Here is a 17,024-nt window from a genome sequence, read left to right as displayed (position 1 = left end):
CCCGTTGCGAACTTGCAACGCGCAATGAACTATTTTGGTGCAGCGCGTCAACGGCTGCAAATTGGAGTACTATGGCGAAAGTGCTCAACAAACTAGCGGGTTCTTGATGACCGACACGATACTTGAAAACGAAATCATGGAATTCCATAAAGAACTCGACGCGCGTGGCCTGAATTGCCCGCTGCCGATTCTTAAGGCTAAAAAAGCCTTATCCGAGCTGCAAAGCGGCGAAGTGCTGCGCATCATGGCAACCGACCCTGGTTCCGTGCGCGACTTCCAGGCGTTCGCCAAACAAACCGGCAACGCGCTGCTGTCCCACGTGCAAACCGGACGCGAATTCGTCTTTTTGATGCAGCGCAAATAAGCGCCTGCCATCCCTGCGTCACTCTTCCCTCGTAGAACCGCCGTCTAAGGAAATACTTTTTAGACGGTTTCTACTAGCGAAAAATCGCACGATCGTGCTTTAATTTCTTGTGCGCGGCGGATTTCTCATATAATCTAGCCCACATTTAGTCCCGAACATTTATACATTTTCCCAAAGGCACAGCTATGAAAGTCTTGGTACCCGTCAAACGCGTGGTCGACTATAACGTCAAGGTTCGCGTCAAGTCCGACGGCACTGGCGTCGATATCGCCAACGTCAAAATGTCGATGAACCCTTTCGATGAGATTGCGCTGGAAGAGGCGATGCGCCTGAAGGAAGCCGGCAAGGTCACCGAAGTGGTGGCGGTGTCGTGCGGCGTGACCCAGTGCCAGGAAACCCTGCGTACCGGCATGGCGATCGGTGCCGATCGCGGCATCCTGGTCGAGACCTCGGTCGAGCTGGAGCCGCTGGCCGTTGCCAAGCTGCTCAAGGCGCTGGCCGACAAGGAACAGCCACAGCTGATCATCCTGGGCAAGCAGGCGATCGACGACGACTCCAACCAGACCGGCCAGATGCTGGCGGCCCTGCTGGGTTGGCCGCAAGCGACGTTCGCGTCGAAAGTGGTGCTGGAGGACGGCAAAGTGACCGTCACCCGCGAAGTGGACGGCGGCCTGGAAACCCTGGCGCTGACCCTGCCGGCGATCGTCACCACCGACTTGCGCCTGAACGAGCCGCGCTATGTGACCCTGCCGAACATCATGAAGGCGAAGAAAAAGCCGCTGGACGTGACCAAGCCGGAAGACCTGGGCGTCGATGTGACCCCGCGCCTGAAAACCCTGAAAGTCGTCGAGCCTGCCAAGCGCTCGGCCGGCATCAAGGTCCCGGACGTCGCCACCCTGGTCGCAAAACTGCGCACCGAAGCCAAAGTCATCTAAAGGAACAATCATGGTCGCATTAGTCATCGCAGAACACGACAACGCCAGCCTGAAGGGCAGCACCCTCCACACCGTGACCGCGGCCGCCCAGTGCGGCGGCGACGTGCACGTGCTGGTCGCAGGTTCCAACGCCGGTGCCGCCGCAGCCGCCGCCGCGCAAATCGCCGGCGTGTCGAAAGTCATCGTGGCCGACGCCGCGCACTTCGCCGACGGCCTGGCCGAGAACGTCGCCGAGCAGGTGCTGGCGCTGGCAGGCTCGTACAGCCACATCCTGGCCCCGGCCACCGCCTACGGCAAGAACATCCTGCCGCGCGTGGCCGCCAAGCTGGACGTCGCGCAGATTTCTGAAATCACCAAAGTCGATTCGCCCGACACCTTCGAGCGTCCGATCTATGCCGGTAACGCCATCGCCTACGTGCAATCGTCGGACAAGATCAAGGTCATCACCGTGCGCTCGACCGGCTTCGACGCCGCCGCCGCCACCGGTGGTTCGGCCGCGACCGAGACCGTCACCGCCGTCGGCGATTCGGGCAAGTCGAGCTTTGTCGGCCGCGAGCTGGCCAAGTCGGACCGTCCTGAGCTGACCGCCGCCAAAGTCATCGTTTCCGGTGGCCGCGGCATGGGTTCGGGCGACGCCTTCAAGATCCTGGAACCGCTGGCCGACAAGCTCAACGCCGCCATGGGCGCCTCACGGGCAGCGGTCGACGCCGGCTACGTGCCGAACGACTGGCAAGTGGGCCAGACCGGCAAGATCGTCGCGCCGACCCTGTACATCGCCGTCGGTATCTCCGGCGCGATCCAGCACTTGGCCGGCATGAAGGATTCGAAGACCATCGTCGCGATCAACAAAGATCCGGAAGCACCGATCTTCTCGGTGGCCGACTACGGCATCGTTGGCGATCTGTTCGAAATCGTGCCGCAACTGGTCGCAGAACTGGGCTGATACAGCCTGAGCGCACCCGAGCCACGCTGATCCGGCACCGCCGGATTGCCGTGGCTTTTTTCTTGGAGACATAAGATGCCCTATCAAGCACCCCTGAAAGACATGCTGTTCGTCATGAACGAACTGGCGGACCTGGCCGGCGTCAACGCGCTGCCGGGCAATGAAGACGCGACCCCGGACACGGCCGAAGCCATCCTGGAAGAGAACGCGAAATTCGTCAGCAACGTCATCGCGCCGTTGAACCATCCGAGCGACAAGGAGCCGAGCTATTGGCACGACGGCCAGGTGACCACGTCCAAGGGCTTCAAGGAAGCCTTCAAGGCGTTCGGCGAGGCTGGCTGGCAGGGTGTGCAGCATCCGGTGGAGTTTGGCGGCCAGGGCTTGCCCAAGCTGCTGGCGACCCCGTGCATCGAAATGCTCAATGCGGGCAGCATCTCGTTCGCGCTGTGCCCGTTGCTGTCGGATGGCGCGATCGAAGCGCTGCTGACGGCCGGCAGCGACGAGCAGAAAGCCATCTACCTGGAAAACCTGGTGTCGGGCAAATGGACCGGCACCATGAACCTGACCGAGCCGCAAGCCGGCTCCGACCTGGCCGCCGTGCGCACCCGCGCCGTGCCGCAGGGCGACGGCACCTACAAGGTGTTCGGCACCAAGATCTACATCACCTACGGCGAGCACGATTTCTCCGAGAACATCGTTCACCTGGTCCTGGCGCGCACCCCGGATGCGCCGGCTGGCGTTAAAGGTATCTCGCTGTTCATCGTCCCGAAGTTCCTGGTCAACGGCGATGGCTCGATCGGTGAGCGCAACGACGCGCACTGCGTCTCGCTCGAACACAAGCTGGGCATCAAGGCCAGTCCGACCGCCGTGCTGCAATTCGGCGACCACGGCGGCGCCATCGGCACCCTGGTCGGCGAGGAAAATCGCGGCCTGGAATACATGTTCATCATGATGAACGCGGCGCGTTTCGGCGTCGGCCTGCAGGGCATCGGCCTGGCCGAGCGCGCGTATCAAAAGGCGGTGGCGTTCGCCAAAGACCGCGTGCAGTCGCGCGATCTGGCCGGCTCGGCCGGTCCGGTGGCGATCATCCATCATCCGGACGTGCGCCGCATGTTGATGAATATGCGTTCGCAAACCGAGGCGGCGCGCGCGCTGGCCTACGTCGGCGCCGGCATCAGCGATGTCGCCCACAGCCACGCCGACGCGGAAACGCGCAAGGCCAATCTGGCGGTGTACGAGTATCTGGTGCCGATCATCAAGGGCTGGTCGACCGAGATGTCGCAAGACGTCGCCCGTGATGGCGTGCAGGTGCATGGCGGCATGGGCTTCATCGAAGAAACCGGCGCCGCGCAGCACTATCGCGATGCGAAGATTTTGACGATTTACGAGGGCACGACCGCGATCCAGGCCAACGATCTGGTCGGCCGCAAGACCGTGCGCGACGGCGGCGCTGTCGCCAGGGGCATCATCGCCCAGGTGCGCGCGACCGAAGCGGAGCTGGCCGCAAGCGGCTCGGCCGATTTCAAGGCGATCCTGGCGCAGCTGTCGGCCGGCAGCAGGGATCTGGAGGCGGTGGTGGAGTACGTCGTCGCCAACATGAAGAGCGACATCAAGGGCGTGTTCTCGGGCAGCGTGCTGTACCTGAAACTGGCCGGCATCGTGCTGGGTGGCTGGCAGATGGCGCGTGCGGCGGTGATCGCGCAGAAGAAGCTGGACGCCAACGAAGGCGACGCCGGCTTCTACAAAGCCAAGATCGCCACCGCGCGCTTCTTCGCCGACCACATCCTGTCGCAATCGTCGGGCCTGCGCACGGCGATCATCGACGGCAGCGCCGGCGTGCTGGCGTTGAGCGAGGACCAGTTCTAAGCTCGCATCAGGCGTTGACGTTAAAACTGACGTTGAGACACGTAGGGCGGATTAGCGAAGCGTAATCCGCCATGCATGCGCCGCCGACGGCTCATCCATGGCGGATTACGGCGTCCCGCCTAATCCGCCCTACGTGGAACCGTGGCAACGGTTTCTTTACTGGAGTTGAATCCATTTTCGTGCGCGTTGCGTAAAACGAGGATGTTCACAGTGAGGTTTGCCATGAAATCCATCGTTATCGCTCCCATCAAAAGCACCCGCAAAGCCTATGCCGTGCAACGCATGAACGAGGCTGCCCGCCGCATGCTGCAAGCAAAAACTGCGTCCGAGGAAATCACGGCCGGCCACTGGGTTCTGGCCTGGGCCGTCGCCGCTGGGGCGCGCCCATCAGCCCGCTCGGTACGCGAGGCCGAGGCAGCCATTTCGACACTGGTCGAATTCCGTCTTCATTGATGACTAGAGTTCCTGTCCGAACATGATGCGATGGCCGTCGATGGTGCGAACGCCAAACTCGCGCATGCCCCACGGCTTGTCCGCCAGCGTCTGCGTGAACTCGGCGCCGGCCGCTTGGTACTCGGCAAACACGGCGGCGGCGTCCGATACGGTCACATAGCCATACCATGAGTGATCGCCAAGTTCCGCCGGCGGAACCGAATCCGTGCACTCGCCGAGCATCACGCGAAAGCTGCCACGCGACAGAAACGTCCAGCCCGGCGCCGTGAAGTCTATCTCCAGACCGAGAACCGACGTGTAGTAGTTCGTGGACCTGGCGAGATCAAGCACGCCCAGCGTGAATCTGACATTGGTGAAATCTGCCATCTGTGTCTCCTTATTGAATCGCCGCCATTGCGGGCGTACCCATCACATCCACAATCGCCTGATACACCCGCACCGGTTCCTCGGCGATGCGGTTGAGCACGTAGAGGAAATGCTCCTCGCCGAAGACCACGTATTCGCGGGTGGGGAAGCCGCGCGCCTTGAGTCCGGCGATGTTTTCGGCGCCCAGGCCGATCAAGGATTCGAATTCATACCAGCGCGGATCGATGCGCTCCTTCAGAATCAGTTCGCCGAGGTCCGCCTGGATCGAACGGTCGTGCGTGGCAATCGAGCACTTGTGGCCGCTTAGCAGCAGCTCTCCGGCGTACTTGCGATACGCCGCCGCCAGCTCCGGGCTGTTGCGGTCGTAGGAGATCTCCGCCGACTCCAGAAACGCGCCTTTGACCAGCCGGATGCGGCCGGGAATCTTCATCAACTCCGGCAGGTCGCGCGCGGTGCGGTGGCGCTTGGCCGGCACGGTGATGCCGACGTTGTGCAAGCCGTCCTCCTTGTGCAGCCGCGCGTAGATGGCGTAGATGTCGTCGGCGCGGTCCGCGCCTTCCATCGAGATCATCACTTCGCGGTTGATCTTCGCCGCCGCCAGCGCCACGCGGCGCAGGTTCCGGTAGCTCAGCTCCAGGTCCACCATCGACCCGACGTGCGACAGGTCCAGCGAGATCGAGCAGTTCAGGTTGCGCTGGCCGACCGCGCGTGTCAGTTCCATGAACACTTCCGTCTCCGCCATCGCGAAGGCTTCGTCGCGCACGCTCTCGCCCATGTATTCGACCGAGGCCGCGTGGCCCTGGGCGATGATGCTCTCGACGCGCGCCAGCGCTTCCGCGACCGTCTGGCCCGCCACGTAGCGATGCGAGACCTTGTGCATGTAGGCGCGCAGCAGCGGGTCGTTGCAGAATTTTTCCTTGGCCGATTCGTCGAGCGCCAATGCGCGCAGCGCCGTCGCGGCCTGATCGACGACGGCTTGCCATTGGGCGGGGAAGCTTGGTGCGGACACGGTGTCTCCTGAAATGATGGAATAAACAAAACATTGTGTCACAGCGAGGCCGGCTCGTCCAAGCTGCCGCCGACGGCCTCGCCGATGCCGCGCACGATGATTGCGCAATCTCAGGCGCGTGAATATACGCCGAAAAATACCCGGAATACTGTATTTTTTTGGCAACTTACCGCAAATTAAACGGTTGACGGCGTTGTCATAAAGGCAGAATATCCAAAAATGATTGCGTATAACATTTTTCGTGTTAGGAGGTGCGGAGGCTATAAAGGTAATAAAGATTGGTAGAGAAAAACAAAAAATAATGCGCCCAAGGCGCTGACCACACAGGCAACAATGCTTGGTAGAGGAGACAGTATGGACAGTAAGTTGATCGACGCGCCACGGCGCGGACCAGGTATGGGCGGGCGCATTGCCGCCACCTTCGTCGCAGGCATCATTTCAAGCGCGCACGCGCAGACCACTCCGGCACCGGCAACCGTGCCGGCCTCGTCGCAGACTCAGGCCCAGGCGTCCGAGGCTACCGAGGACAAAGACGCGCAGCAGCCCGTCAAGCCGACCGTGGTCGTCAACGGCTACCGCAGCTCGCTGGCGTTGTCCGCCAACGAAAAACGCGAGAACGTCGGCCTGAGCGACACCGTGTTTTCCGAAGACATCGGCAAATTCCCCGACCCCAACATCGCCGATGCGCTGGCCCGCGTGCCCGGCGTGACCGTGCGCCGCGCCGAGATCGATGGCGAGGGCCTGAACATTTCCATTCGCGGCATGGGCGCGGCCTTTACCCGGGTGCTGCTCAACGGCGCGCCGATGGCGTCGGCCTCGGCCGGCAGCTGGGGCGGCAACATCAGCGCCAACCGCGAAGTGGACATGGACTTCCTGCCGTCCGAGCTCTTCCGCAGCGCCAGCGTCTACAAAAGCCAGCAGGCCAGCCTGATCGAGGGCGGCATCGCCGGCACGGTCAACATGCGCAGCGTGCGTCCGTTCGATAAAAGCGGTTTCCGCTCGGCCTTCACGCTCAGCGGCAACTACCGCGAGCAGAACGGCAAGATGGGCACCACCGGGTCGGGCCTGATCAGCAACACCTGGACCAGCAACACCTGGGGCAAGTTCGGCCTGCTCGGCGGCGTGGCCTTCGGCGATACCAAGTACAAAACCGACGGCTTCCAGTCGGTCGACATGCGCAACTTGCAGCTCAAGTCGTTCCAGGCCAACGCCGCCGACAAGCCCAACAGCACTGGCGGCGGCTCGCAGTCGACGCCGGACACGGTGCCGTCCGGGATGGCGCTGAAAGACTTGCCCGAGTACGCCCGCTCCATCCTGGTGCCGGGCAAGCAGATCGACCGCGCCATGCTGCTCGCGCTCAATCCCGGCGCCACCATCCAGCAAATCGACAACGCGCTGATGGCCCGCCTGGGCCGCCATCTGGTGTACGAGGGCGAACGCAAGCGCGCCGGCGAAGTGCTCAGCATGCAGTGGCAGCCGAACGACAAGTGGGACGTGTACCTGGACCTGGTCGCGGCGCAGAAGCGCAACCAGATGACCTACCAGGCGATGAACGTCGGCACCCGCGCCAACACGGTCATCCCGATTGGCATGGAGTTCGACCGCAGCGATTGCACCTATGGTTGCGTGGTCAACAAGGCGGTCCTGGCCAACACCTTCTGGTCGCTCGAATACCGGCCGATGGAGGAGAAGACCAAGTTCCACAGCATCAATCCCGGCTTCGAATTCCGGCCGACCGACAAGCTGACCATCGACGCCCACTTCAACGCCACCAACAGCACCTTCTACCGCGACATGCCGACGGTGCTGTTCGCCACGCGCTCGCCCAACTCGGTGATCAACTACGACAACAGCCGTCCCGGCCTGCCGCCCGTCTACACCGGCAACCTGGACATCAACGATCCGTCCAACTTCGGCTGGAACCAGGGCGGCCAGGGCCTGTCGGGCCTGCGCATGGACCTGTACGAGCGCACCAACACCACCCGCGGCACGCGCCTGAACGTGGCCTGGGGCGACAACGACTTCAACATCAAAGTCGGCGGCGCCTACGACGATATCAAGCGCCGCTACCGTGGCTTCTCGGTGGCCGACGCCTGGATGAATGTCGCTTGCGGCAACAACGTGAGCGTGCGCTACTTCGCGCCCAACCCGCAGTTGCGCTCGCCGCAAGGATGTGATGGCCGCAGCGCGCCGGGTCCGGTCACCGACGCCGCCACCGCCTATCCGGGCTATGGCACCGGTTCGACCAGCGGCATGACCGCGCCGCTGACCTACCTCGGTTCGGTGGTGCCGAATGCCGCCGTGCCCAATTACGCCCAGCCTTCGGGCAACGGCTTCATCACGGTCGACTGGCCGAAGTTCGCGAAGGACACCGACTATCAATACTTCCGCGACAATATCTACCGCGGCTTCGGCAACGGCAGCGGCGGTTACATCCGCGAGGCGGTGAGCGCGTTCTATACCGAAGTCAATGGCCGCAACCAGGTGTTCGGCCGCACCTTGCGCTACAACGCCGGCGTGCGCTACGCGCGCACCAAGCAGACCATTGGCGCGCTGACGGTGGGCGCCGATCCGCGCAACGCCAATCTGCGCAACGGCGGCCTGTACGATAACCTCAGCGTGTGGGCCTATGAATCGACCACCTACAGCAATACGCTGCCGTCGGCGACGATGGCCTACAACCTCACGCCGTCCCTGATCGCGCGCCTGTCGGGCTCGAAATCGCTGACGCGCGCCAACCCTGCCGACCTGCGTCAGACCCAGTTGACGATCGGCGACCAGGGGCTGCGCCAGGGTAACCTGACCAATCCCAACCTCAAGCCGTTCGAGGCCAACAACCTCGATCTGGGGCTGGAGTATTACATCACCCGCGAGGCTTACGTCTCGGTCAGCGGCTTTGCCAAGGACATCATCAGCCGTCCCGGCCAGCGCGTCACCCAGTACTCGCTGGCGCAGCTCGACGCGCGCTTCGGCACCGTCGGCTTGACCGACGCGCAGCAGCAGTCGGTCAACGCCAGCGGCGGGCGCGACAAGCATCTGGTCGAGATTTCCGAACCCTACAACATCGACACCAAGCTCAAGGTGCGCGGGCTGGAATTCACGTGGCAGCAACCGCTTGATATGTTGCCGGTCAAGGGCTTCGGTCTCGCCGCCAACTTCACTTACGCCAAGCAAAAGGACGAGGCGAAGGATGCGCCGCCGGTGGCCGGCGTGCCGCCGCGCACCAACAACCTGACCGTGTACTACGAGCGTAACGGCTTGAACGTGCGCGTCGCGCGGCAGTACACGGCCTCGCACGTGGTCAACACCGGCACCGGCCTGACCGTTCCCGGCGGCGCCTATGCGTACACGACGGAGCGGTCGCAGGTCGATCTGTCGGTGGGCGCGAATCTGAAGCAGTTATTCAATTTCCGCTACAACACCGATCTGACGTTGAGCGTGTGGAACGCGAACAAGGCCATCAGCCGCACCTACACGCAGTTCAGCAACGCCGTGGCTGACGAGTACAAGCCCGGCGCGGCGTATACCTTGTCGCTGCGGACGACTTTCTGATGAAGATGGCCCGGCTCACGCACCATCGGCTCGTCGCGCGCATCGTTTGCGCGGCGTTGCTGGCGGCCGCGCCGGACCTGCCTCCGGCGCAAGCCGGAAAGCAGGCCAAGGCGCAGGCCAAGGCGCAGGCCCAGCCCAGGACCTGGACCGCAGACAACGGCAATGGCACCTTCAGCAATCCCTTGTTCTACGACGAGTTTTCCGATCCGGATCTGATCCGCGTCGGCGACTGGTTCTATATGACCGGCACCACCATGCACGCGATGCCAGGCTTGCCGGTGATGCGGTCCAGGGATCTCGTCAACTGGGAATTCCTCAGCTACGCCGCGCCGAAGCTGGATTTCGGCCCGCAGTTCCGGCTGGAGGAGGGCAAGGAGATCTATGGGCAGGGGATCTGGGCGCCCAGCCTGCGCTTCCATAAGGGCACGTTCTATATCTTCACCAACATCAACCGCCGGGCGACGCAGGTCTACTCCGCAACCGACCCGCGCGGACCGTGGAAACATCACGAAATGCGGCGCAGCCTGCACGACCTGTCGGTGCTGTTCGACGACGACGGCAAAGCGTATGCCGTCTGGGGGCACCAGACCCTCCAGGTCGCCCGCCTCAACGACGACCTGACCGACATCGTGCCCGGCTCGGAAAAGACCCTGTTCGACAAGGATGACGGCATGGGGGAGGGCGCACACTTTTATAAAATCGACGGCAAGTACTTCATCCTCAGCGCCAACTACGCCGGCGGGTTCCGCATGCCGGCCGCGCGCGCCGACAACGTCTACGGCCCCTACGAGGTCAACCGCGCGATCAGCAAGGACGAAGGCTTTGGTTTGGCGCGCGGCAACCGCATGAAGGAAGCCAGGCCGCCGTTCGTCATCGACCGGCCCAAGCCGGGGTCCGGCGACGCGACGACACTGCATCAGGGCGGCATCGTGCTCACGCCGGCGGGCGAGTGGTGGGGCTTTTCCATGATGGACTACAACTCGGTCGGACGCCTGACCGGTCTGTCGCCGGTGACATGGAAAGACGGCTGGCCTTATTTTGGCCTGCCGGGCAATCCGGGGCGCAGTCCGCGCACGTGGGTCAAGCCGAAGACCGCTACGGCCCAGCCGGCCCAGGTGCCATATGAGCGCAGCGATGACTTCGCAGGCGGTAAGTTAAAGCCGATCTGGCAATGGAACCATGTGCCGGTCGACGATAAATGGTCGCTGACGCAGCGGCCGGGGTTCCTGCGCCTGCACTCGCTGCCGGCGACATCGTTTTGGGACGCGCGCAATAGCCTGACCCAGCGCGCCATCGGGCCGGTATCGTCACCGACGGTCGCGCTGGACCTTGCGGGGATGAAGGAGGGAGATATCGCCGGCCTTGGCTTGCTCAATCTTCCCTATGCCACGCTCGGCGTCGAAAAAACCACCGAAGGCCTGAATGTCGCGCTATTCGACCAGATCAGTGGGCAGACCACGCGGATTCCGCTGGCCGCGCATCGAATCTGGCTGCGTGCCGACTGTGATTTCCTGACGGAGCAGGCGAGCTTCAGCTATTCGGTGGACGGCAAGCGTTTCGTCGACATCGGCGGCCTCTGGACTATGGTGTTCCAGCTCAAGACGTTCCAGGGCGTGCGCTATGCGCTATTTCATTACAACGTTACCGGAGCGGATGGTGGATACGCCGATTTCGACAGCGTCGATATCGCGGAGCCGATGCCGCGTGGCTTGATGCGTGCGATTCCGTTCGGCAAAACCATTCGACTGGCCTCTTATCAAGCCGAGACCGGTCTGACCATCACCGGAGACAAGCTGAGCGCTTCCGTACCGACAAGCTTCAAGGTGAAGGATATGGGGCTGGGCCGGGTCGCGTTGGCATCCGGTATGCGTTATCTGGCGGTGGACAAGGAGGGTGTTGTCAGCCTGCAGGCCGGAAAACCTGGCGCGGCGCACAGTTTCCAGTGGATGGAAACGCCGACGGGGGAGTTGCTGCTGATGTCGATCGCGAACAATCGCTACCTGCGCATCGATCCGAAGACAGGGGAGGTGGTGGCAAACAGCCCGGGACCTTTGCCGGACGGCAGCGATGGCGTGCGATTCATCTGGTCGCACGCCAACTAACTAAACCCCCCGGGGTCAAGTCTAACATTCGTACACGAACACAACCATCAGGTAGTTCAGCTCGTGTATGAATGTTAGACTTGACCCCGGGTGGGGGTTAGCGGCGGACGATGCTGCCGTTCGAGCGCTTGACCTGGTCGCCCTTCATCATGCCCGGGTCTTCTTCGAAGACGTAGCTGTCGTGCTTGCCGTCTTCGTATTCGACGTTGACGGTCCATTGCTTGCTCGAACGCGCGTGTTCCTCGACCTTTTTGCCGGCGTAGGCGCCACCGGCGGCGCCCGCCACGGTGGCGAGCTTGCGGCCGCCGCCGCTGCCGACCTGGTTGCCCAGCAGGGCGCCGGCGACGCCACCGGCGATCAGGCCGACCGCGCTGCCTTCACCCTTCTTTTCGCCCAGCACGACCGAGGTGACCCGGCCACAGTCGATGCAGTTGGCGGCCGGCTTGGCCGTGCCGGCACTCTTGTAGTCGGCCTTCGCTTGCGTGTTGGACTTGTTGAATTCGGACTTGGCGTCGCGCAGACATTGCATGCGGGCGCTCGATTCGGTTTCTTCGGCGCACAGCTTCTTGTCTTCCGCGTAGCGGGTGGCGATGCGCTTGGTTTCGGCGTTGTAGTGCTGCTTTGGAGTCTGGGCTTGCGCGGCGGACGTCAGGGCGGCCAGCGTAATCGCCAGCACAATTGAACGTTTATTCATCAGTATGTCTCCTATTGTTGGCTTAGCCATAAGCGCCCCCAGTGTACAGTAAGTCAAATAATCGTGAGATTGTGGCAATCAGGCTGGCGGCCCCTACCATCATGCTGGCGACCAGGATGATGGCCAGCGGCCAGCGCGACTCCGATTGTTTATCCGATGCCGGGTTGAAGCGCGCGTCCCACTTCTCGTCGGCCATCAATCCCAGCACTAACGCCTCCAGGAAGCCGACCAGTCCGGAGATCATGATCGGCAGTACTTTATAGAAGCCGTCCACATCCGGGGCCCCCTTGGCGATGATCCAGGCCAGCGGCAGGCAGGCCAGATGCGCCCACAGCCACGGATCGCGCGGACCGCGCAGGTACAAACGGTGCAGGCCGAGCCCGCCGAACAGGAAGGCCAGCAGGGCGGCAACGGTCTTGTTCTTGTGGCGTGCGGAAGGGGCGGTGGGATGCGCGGTGTGGTGCGGATTCGTCATGGTTATCGATTAAATAGCCGGAAAGCATGCAGTATCGGTCATAATACCGGCCCGGCCCACCTTTTTATCGCTGTGGCTATTGCCCCGTGCGCCGGAACGGGGGATAATCTTCGATTACCCCAATTCGCCCGATTATTTCATTAACGCTTGCTGCTTCGCGGCAAAGCGCGCTATAATTTGCGGCTTTTTCCGTCCTAGCACACTTTTTGGAAATATTATGGTCGTTATTCGTTTAGCTCGTGGAGGCGCCAAGAAGCGTCCGTTCTTCAACATCGTTGCAACCGACTCGCGCAATCGCCGCGATGGCCGTTTCATCGAACGCATCGGTTTCTACAACCCGATGGCGCAAGGCGGCGAAGTGCCACTGCGCATCACCGCTGACCGTCTGGCTCACTGGCAATCGGTTGGCGCACAATTGTCGCCTACCGTCGCTCGCCTGGTAGCGTCGAACAAAGCCGTTTAAGTCTGGCTGCTGGTTTGACCGATAAGAATGCATCCGGGGTGCAAGTCCCCGACGATCTGGCACAGGTAGGCTTTGTCTTCGGTGCTTACGGCGTCGCTGGCTGGGTGAGGATACGTCCTTTCTCGGAAGATGCGGATGCGCTCCTCGCGGTGAAAACCTGGTGGATCGACAAGCCAAGCTTGCACAATGTCGAAGTCAAGCAGTCCAAACTGCATGGCGGCGACGTGGTCGCACAGCTGGTGGGAGTGACCGATCGGGACGTCGCAGAAGCGCTCAAGGGCGCCGCTGTTTCGGTTCCGCGCAGTTCGTTCCCGGCCTTGTCCGATGATGAGTTTTACTGGACCGAGCTGATTGGTCTGGATGTAGAGAATTTGCAAGGTGAGCACCTCGGTACGGTGACTGACATGATGAGCAACGGTCCGCAGTCGATCTTGCGCATTACGGCAGCCGTCGCTGAAGGCACTGACCCAGAAATCGCGGCGCAAGAGCGCCTGATCCCATTTGTCGAAGCGTTCATCATCAAGGTGGACAAGGCGGCGAAAAAGATCACCGTCGACTGGGGCCTTGATTACTAAAGAACATAAGGGCGGCCCGCCATGCAATTCGATGTCGTGACCCTGTTCCCCGAAATGTTCGCCGCACTGACGCAGTCGGGGGTCACCCGGCGCGCGTTCGAACAGAATAAATGTGGCTTGTCGTTGTGGAATCCGCGTGATTTCACCACCGACAATCACCGCACCGTGGATGACCGCCCCTATGGCGGCGGCCCCGGCATGGTGATGCTGGCCAAACCCCTGGAAGCGACGCTCAACGCGGCGAAGCAGCGCCAGACCGATGCCGGTCTGCCCGCGCCCCGCGTATTGTTCATGTCGCCCCAGGGCAAGCAGTTGACGCACGAACGTGTCATGGCGCTCAAGCAGGAACCCGGTCTGGTGATCCTGTGCGGCCGCTACGAGGCGGTGGACCAGCGTTTGCTGGACCGCTGCATCGACGAGGAAATCAGCCTCGGCGACTTCGTGCTGTCCGGCGGCGAGCTGCCGGCGATGGCCTTGATGGATGCCGTGATCCGCCAGATTCCCGGCGTGCTGAACACGGATGCGTCGGCGATCGAAGACAGTTTCGTCAACGGCCTGCTCGATTCGCCGCACTACACGCGGCCGGAAACGTACGAAGGAGTGGGTGTGCCGCCGGTACTGATGGGCGGCAACCACGCGGAGATCGAAAAATGGCGCCGCCAGCGCATGCTGGAAGCGACTGCGCGCAAGCGCCCCGATCTGCTGGTCAAGGCGCGCGAGGGCGGCCTGCTGACCAAGCATGACGAGAAATTTTTGGCAGGTTTATAAAAACCTGTTGTTGTAGAAGCTTGCGGACATGTTGTCCGCCTGTTTAACCCCATCCTCTACTGGGCGAGTGTTTGAACAGCACTCATTGCGCGCCAGCACGATGGTTTTTGGAGTCTTAAAATGAATCTGATTCAACAACTCGAGCAAGAAGAAATCGCTCGTCTGGGTAAGAAGATCCCTGATTTCGCCCCTGGCGATACCGTGATCGTCAACGTCAACGTCGTCGAAGGCACCCGCAAGCGCGCCCAGGCATACGAAGGCGTCGTCATCTCCCGTCGTAACCGTGGCCTGAACTCGAACTTCATCGTTCGTAAGATCTCGTCCGGCGAAGGCGTCGAGCGTACGTTCCAGCTGTACTCCCCGCTGATCGCTTCGATCGAAGTGAAACGCCGCGGTGACGTACGTCGCGCTAAACTGTACTACCTGCGTGATCGTTCCGGTAAATCGGCACGTATCAAGGAAAAACTGCCAAACCGTCGCCCAGCGGCGAAAGCAACCGCAGCTTAATAGCCGCGCTTGTGTTTGGAGGAGAGGGCACCACATCAAGGGGTGCCCTTTTTTTATATGGAGGTCCGTTTGGCCAAACCGCTCTTTGATCCGAAACTGCTGCCTATCGACGCCATCGCCGGCGAGCCGGCCGTCGCCCGCGAGCGCCTGGTGCCGCAATGGCTGCGCAGCCGCTTCGCCGAGCAGCCGCTCTGGACGCCGGAGAGCACCGACGAGCGCCACCTGCAGCGTCCCGACGGCACGCCGGCCACGGCCGCCTCCGTGCTGATCCCCCTGGTGCTGCGCGAGACCGGCCTGACCATTCTGCTGACCCAACGCAATCCCGACCTGACCGACCATCCGGGCCAGGTCAGCTTTCCCGGCGGCCGCGCCGAATCCTACGACAGCGGCCCGGTCGACACCGCGCTGCGCGAGTGCGAGGAGGAGATCGGCCTGGACCGCGCCCACGTCGACGTCATCGGCACCATGCCCGACTATTACACCGGCACCGGCTACCGCGTCACCCCCGTCGTCGGCCTGATCGCGCCGCCGTTCGAGTTGCGGGCCGACCCGTCCGAGGTGGCCGAGATCTTCGAAGTGCCGCTGGCCTTCCTGATGGACGGCCTGAACCACCAGCGCCTGTCGGCCCAAATCGCCGGCGGCGTGCGCAGTTTCTACGCCATGCCCTATGGCGACTACTATATCTGGGGCGCCACCGCCGGCATGCTGCGCAACCTGTTCCACTTCCTGCGCGCTTGATGTCCGAACTAATAAGTTTGATTCTCCCACCACGGTGGGTTATCGTAGCGGGCATCAAGGCGTCGCCGACCTAAAAAGGACCATTAATGACATTTCTTTCCATTTTGTGCGCGCTGCTGCTCGAGCAAATGAAGCCGCTGCGCGCGGACAACCCGATTTACGCCGAGATCAAAAGTCTGGCGTTGCGGATGGAGACATGGTTCAACGCCGGCCACTCGAGCCACGGCCGCCTCGGCTGGTTCCTGATGATGGCCATCCTGATGGTGCCGACCGCGCTGATTTACTGGGTACTGAAGTACTACGACTGGTTCCTGGCCGCCTTCGCCTGGAACGTGCTGGTGGTCTATCTGACCCTCGGCTTCCGCCATTACAGCCACTATTTCACCTCGATCCAGCTGCACCTGAGCGCCGGCGACGACGCCGCCGCGCGCGCCTTGCTGGCAGAATGGACCAAGCAGGACACCGTCGGCATGGATGTCAGCGAAATCTCCCGCGTCGCCGTCGAAAAGGCGCTGATCACCACGCACCGCAGCGTGTTTGGCGTGTTCTTCTGGTTCCTGATGCCGCTCGGGCCGGCCGCCGCCGTCATGTACCGCGTCTCCGAATACCTGGCGCGCGCGTGGAACGAACCGGAACACATGCGCAATGAGGCGTTCGGCCAGTTCGCCGCGCGCGCCTTCTACTGGATCGACTGGATACCGGTGCGCCTGACGGCGGTGGCCTTCGCCGTGGTCGGCAACTTCGAAGACGCGATCTACGCCTGGCGCAATTTCGCCCACCGCTGGAGCGACAAGGCGATCGGCATCATCCTGTCGGCCGGCGGCGGCGCCATGGGCGTGCGCCTTGGTACCCCGGCAGAGAACGCGGCCAAGGTGGTGCTGGTGGACGCTTCGACCGTCGACGTCAGCGACATGGAGCCGGACATGCTGCCGGGCGAGGAGCCGGGCATCCGCGCACTGCAAAGCACGGTTGGCCTGGTCTGGCGCGCATTGTTGCTGTGGATGATGTTGTTATTGCTGTGCTCGGGCGCGGCCTGGCTCGGCGGGACGCCGTAAAAGGACGCGGAGCAGGGTACAATAGCGGTATTGCCTTGGTGCGGAATGATGAGTTTTCTGCACCAATTTGGTTATGTGTGAGGAAAGGTCGATTGAAATCAACGACTTACGTATTTAGGTCTTCTATAAGATATAATACGTAAGATTCTTCTAGAATGA

17 protein-coding genes are annotated in these 17,024 nt (G+C 62.2%); 13 read left to right on the top strand and 4 right to left on the bottom strand.

The genetic code is table 11. The annotated features are described in order from the left end of the window. Positions 1-136: 136 nt before the first annotated feature. From NHH73_24440 to NHH73_24420, 5 genes are all read left to right on the top strand, one after another. Complete coding sequence (locus NHH73_24440; GenBank protein ID USX29698.1) at positions 137-364, top strand: sulfurtransferase TusA family protein; 228 nt, start codon at positions 137-139, stop codon at positions 362-364. Positions 365-549: 185 nt separating this feature from the next. Then, positions 550-1,299, top strand: a complete 750-nt coding sequence (locus NHH73_24435) for an electron transfer flavoprotein subunit beta/FixA family protein (GenBank protein USX25691.1) — start codon at positions 550-552, stop codon at positions 1,297-1,299. A gap of 10 nt (positions 1,300-1,309) precedes the next feature. Continuing rightward, positions 1,310-2,242: an FAD-binding protein gene (locus tag NHH73_24430; GenBank protein ID USX25690.1), complete on the top strand. Its 933-nt coding sequence runs from the start codon at positions 1,310-1,312 to the stop codon at positions 2,240-2,242. 75 nt (positions 2,243-2,317) lie between these two features. Then, positions 2,318-4,108, top strand: a complete 1,791-nt coding sequence (locus NHH73_24425; GenBank protein ID USX25689.1) for an acyl-CoA dehydrogenase — start codon at positions 2,318-2,320, stop codon at positions 4,106-4,108. Between the two features lie 222 nt (positions 4,109-4,330). Further along, entirely contained in the window at positions 4,331-4,561 is a 231-nt protein-coding gene (locus NHH73_24420; protein USX25688.1) for a hypothetical protein, read from the top strand. A gap of 3 nt (positions 4,562-4,564) precedes the next feature. Here NHH73_24420 and NHH73_24415 read toward each other — a convergent pair whose 3' ends face one another. Together NHH73_24415 and NHH73_24410 are read right to left on the bottom strand one after the other, a co-directional pair. Then, positions 4,565-4,927 carry a VOC family protein gene (locus NHH73_24415; protein USX25687.1) on the bottom strand — a complete coding sequence of 121 codons (363 nt, stop codon included), beginning with the start codon at positions 4,925-4,927 and terminating at the stop codon, positions 4,565-4,567. 10 nt (positions 4,928-4,937) lie between these two features. Beyond that, a complete protein-coding gene (locus tag NHH73_24410; GenBank protein ID USX25686.1) occupies positions 4,938-5,936 on the bottom strand; it encodes a proline dehydrogenase family protein in 999 nt (332 codons plus the stop codon). 354 nt (positions 5,937-6,290) lie between these two features. On the opposite strand from NHH73_24410, the gene NHH73_24405 reads away from it, so the two are divergent. Further along, entirely contained in the window at positions 6,291-9,488 is a 3,198-nt protein-coding gene (locus NHH73_24405; GenBank protein USX25685.1) for a TonB-dependent receptor, read from the top strand. After that, positions 9,488-11,590, top strand: coding sequence for a glycoside hydrolase 43 family protein (locus NHH73_24400; protein USX25684.1), 2,103 nt, complete (start codon positions 9,488-9,490; stop codon positions 11,588-11,590). Before NHH73_24405 ends, NHH73_24400 begins: the two co-directional genes overlap by 1 nt. Positions 11,591-11,687: 97 nt before the next feature. On the opposite strand, the gene NHH73_24395 is transcribed toward NHH73_24400, so the two are convergent. After that, positions 11,688-12,284: a glycine zipper 2TM domain-containing protein gene (locus NHH73_24395; protein ID USX25683.1), complete on the bottom strand. Its 597-nt coding sequence runs from the start codon at positions 12,282-12,284 to the stop codon at positions 11,688-11,690. A gap of 22 nt (positions 12,285-12,306) precedes the next feature. Then, positions 12,307-12,759, bottom strand: coding sequence for a TM2 domain-containing protein (locus NHH73_24390; protein USX25682.1), 453 nt, complete (start codon positions 12,757-12,759; stop codon positions 12,307-12,309). A gap of 217 nt (positions 12,760-12,976) precedes the next feature. Here NHH73_24390 and rpsP point away from each other — a divergent pair, with 217 nt between their 5' ends. The 6 genes from rpsP (at position 12,977) to NHH73_24360 (ending at position 16,865) form a co-directional block, all read left to right on the top strand. Then, the gene (gene rpsP / locus NHH73_24385) at positions 12,977-13,222 is read left to right on the top strand and encodes a 30S ribosomal protein S16 (GenBank protein USX25681.1); all 246 of its coding nucleotides are present in this window, start codon (positions 12,977-12,979) and stop codon (positions 13,220-13,222) included. Between the two features lie 14 nt (positions 13,223-13,236). Next, positions 13,237-13,797 carry a ribosome maturation factor RimM gene (gene rimM / locus NHH73_24380; protein ID USX25680.1) on the top strand — a complete coding sequence of 187 codons (561 nt, stop codon included), beginning with the start codon at positions 13,237-13,239 and terminating at the stop codon, positions 13,795-13,797. A 21-nt stretch (positions 13,798-13,818) separates the two neighbouring features. Beyond that, positions 13,819-14,565: a tRNA (guanosine(37)-N1)-methyltransferase TrmD gene (trmD, locus tag NHH73_24375; GenBank protein ID USX25679.1), complete on the top strand. Its 747-nt coding sequence runs from the start codon at positions 13,819-13,821 to the stop codon at positions 14,563-14,565. A gap of 120 nt (positions 14,566-14,685) precedes the next feature. Continuing rightward, positions 14,686-15,072, top strand: a complete 387-nt coding sequence (rplS, locus tag NHH73_24370) for a 50S ribosomal protein L19 (GenBank protein USX25678.1) — start codon at positions 14,686-14,688, stop codon at positions 15,070-15,072. Positions 15,073-15,141: 69 nt separating this feature from the next. Further along, positions 15,142-15,810: a CoA pyrophosphatase gene (locus tag NHH73_24365; protein ID USX25677.1), complete on the top strand. Its 669-nt coding sequence runs from the start codon at positions 15,142-15,144 to the stop codon at positions 15,808-15,810. 86 nt (positions 15,811-15,896) lie between these two features. Continuing rightward, on the top strand, positions 15,897-16,865 hold the full coding sequence (locus NHH73_24360; GenBank protein USX25676.1) for a CobD/CbiB family protein: 969 nt from the start codon (positions 15,897-15,899) through the stop codon (positions 16,863-16,865). The last annotated feature ends 159 nt before the right edge of the window (positions 16,866-17,024 follow it).

The organism is Oxalobacteraceae bacterium OTU3CINTB1, assembly GCA_024123955.1.
Classification (GTDB): domain Bacteria; phylum Pseudomonadota; class Gammaproteobacteria; order Burkholderiales; family Burkholderiaceae_D; genus Rugamonas.
Note: the sequence above shows the minus strand (reverse complement) of the source record. Positions and strands in the feature narration are given on the sequence as shown.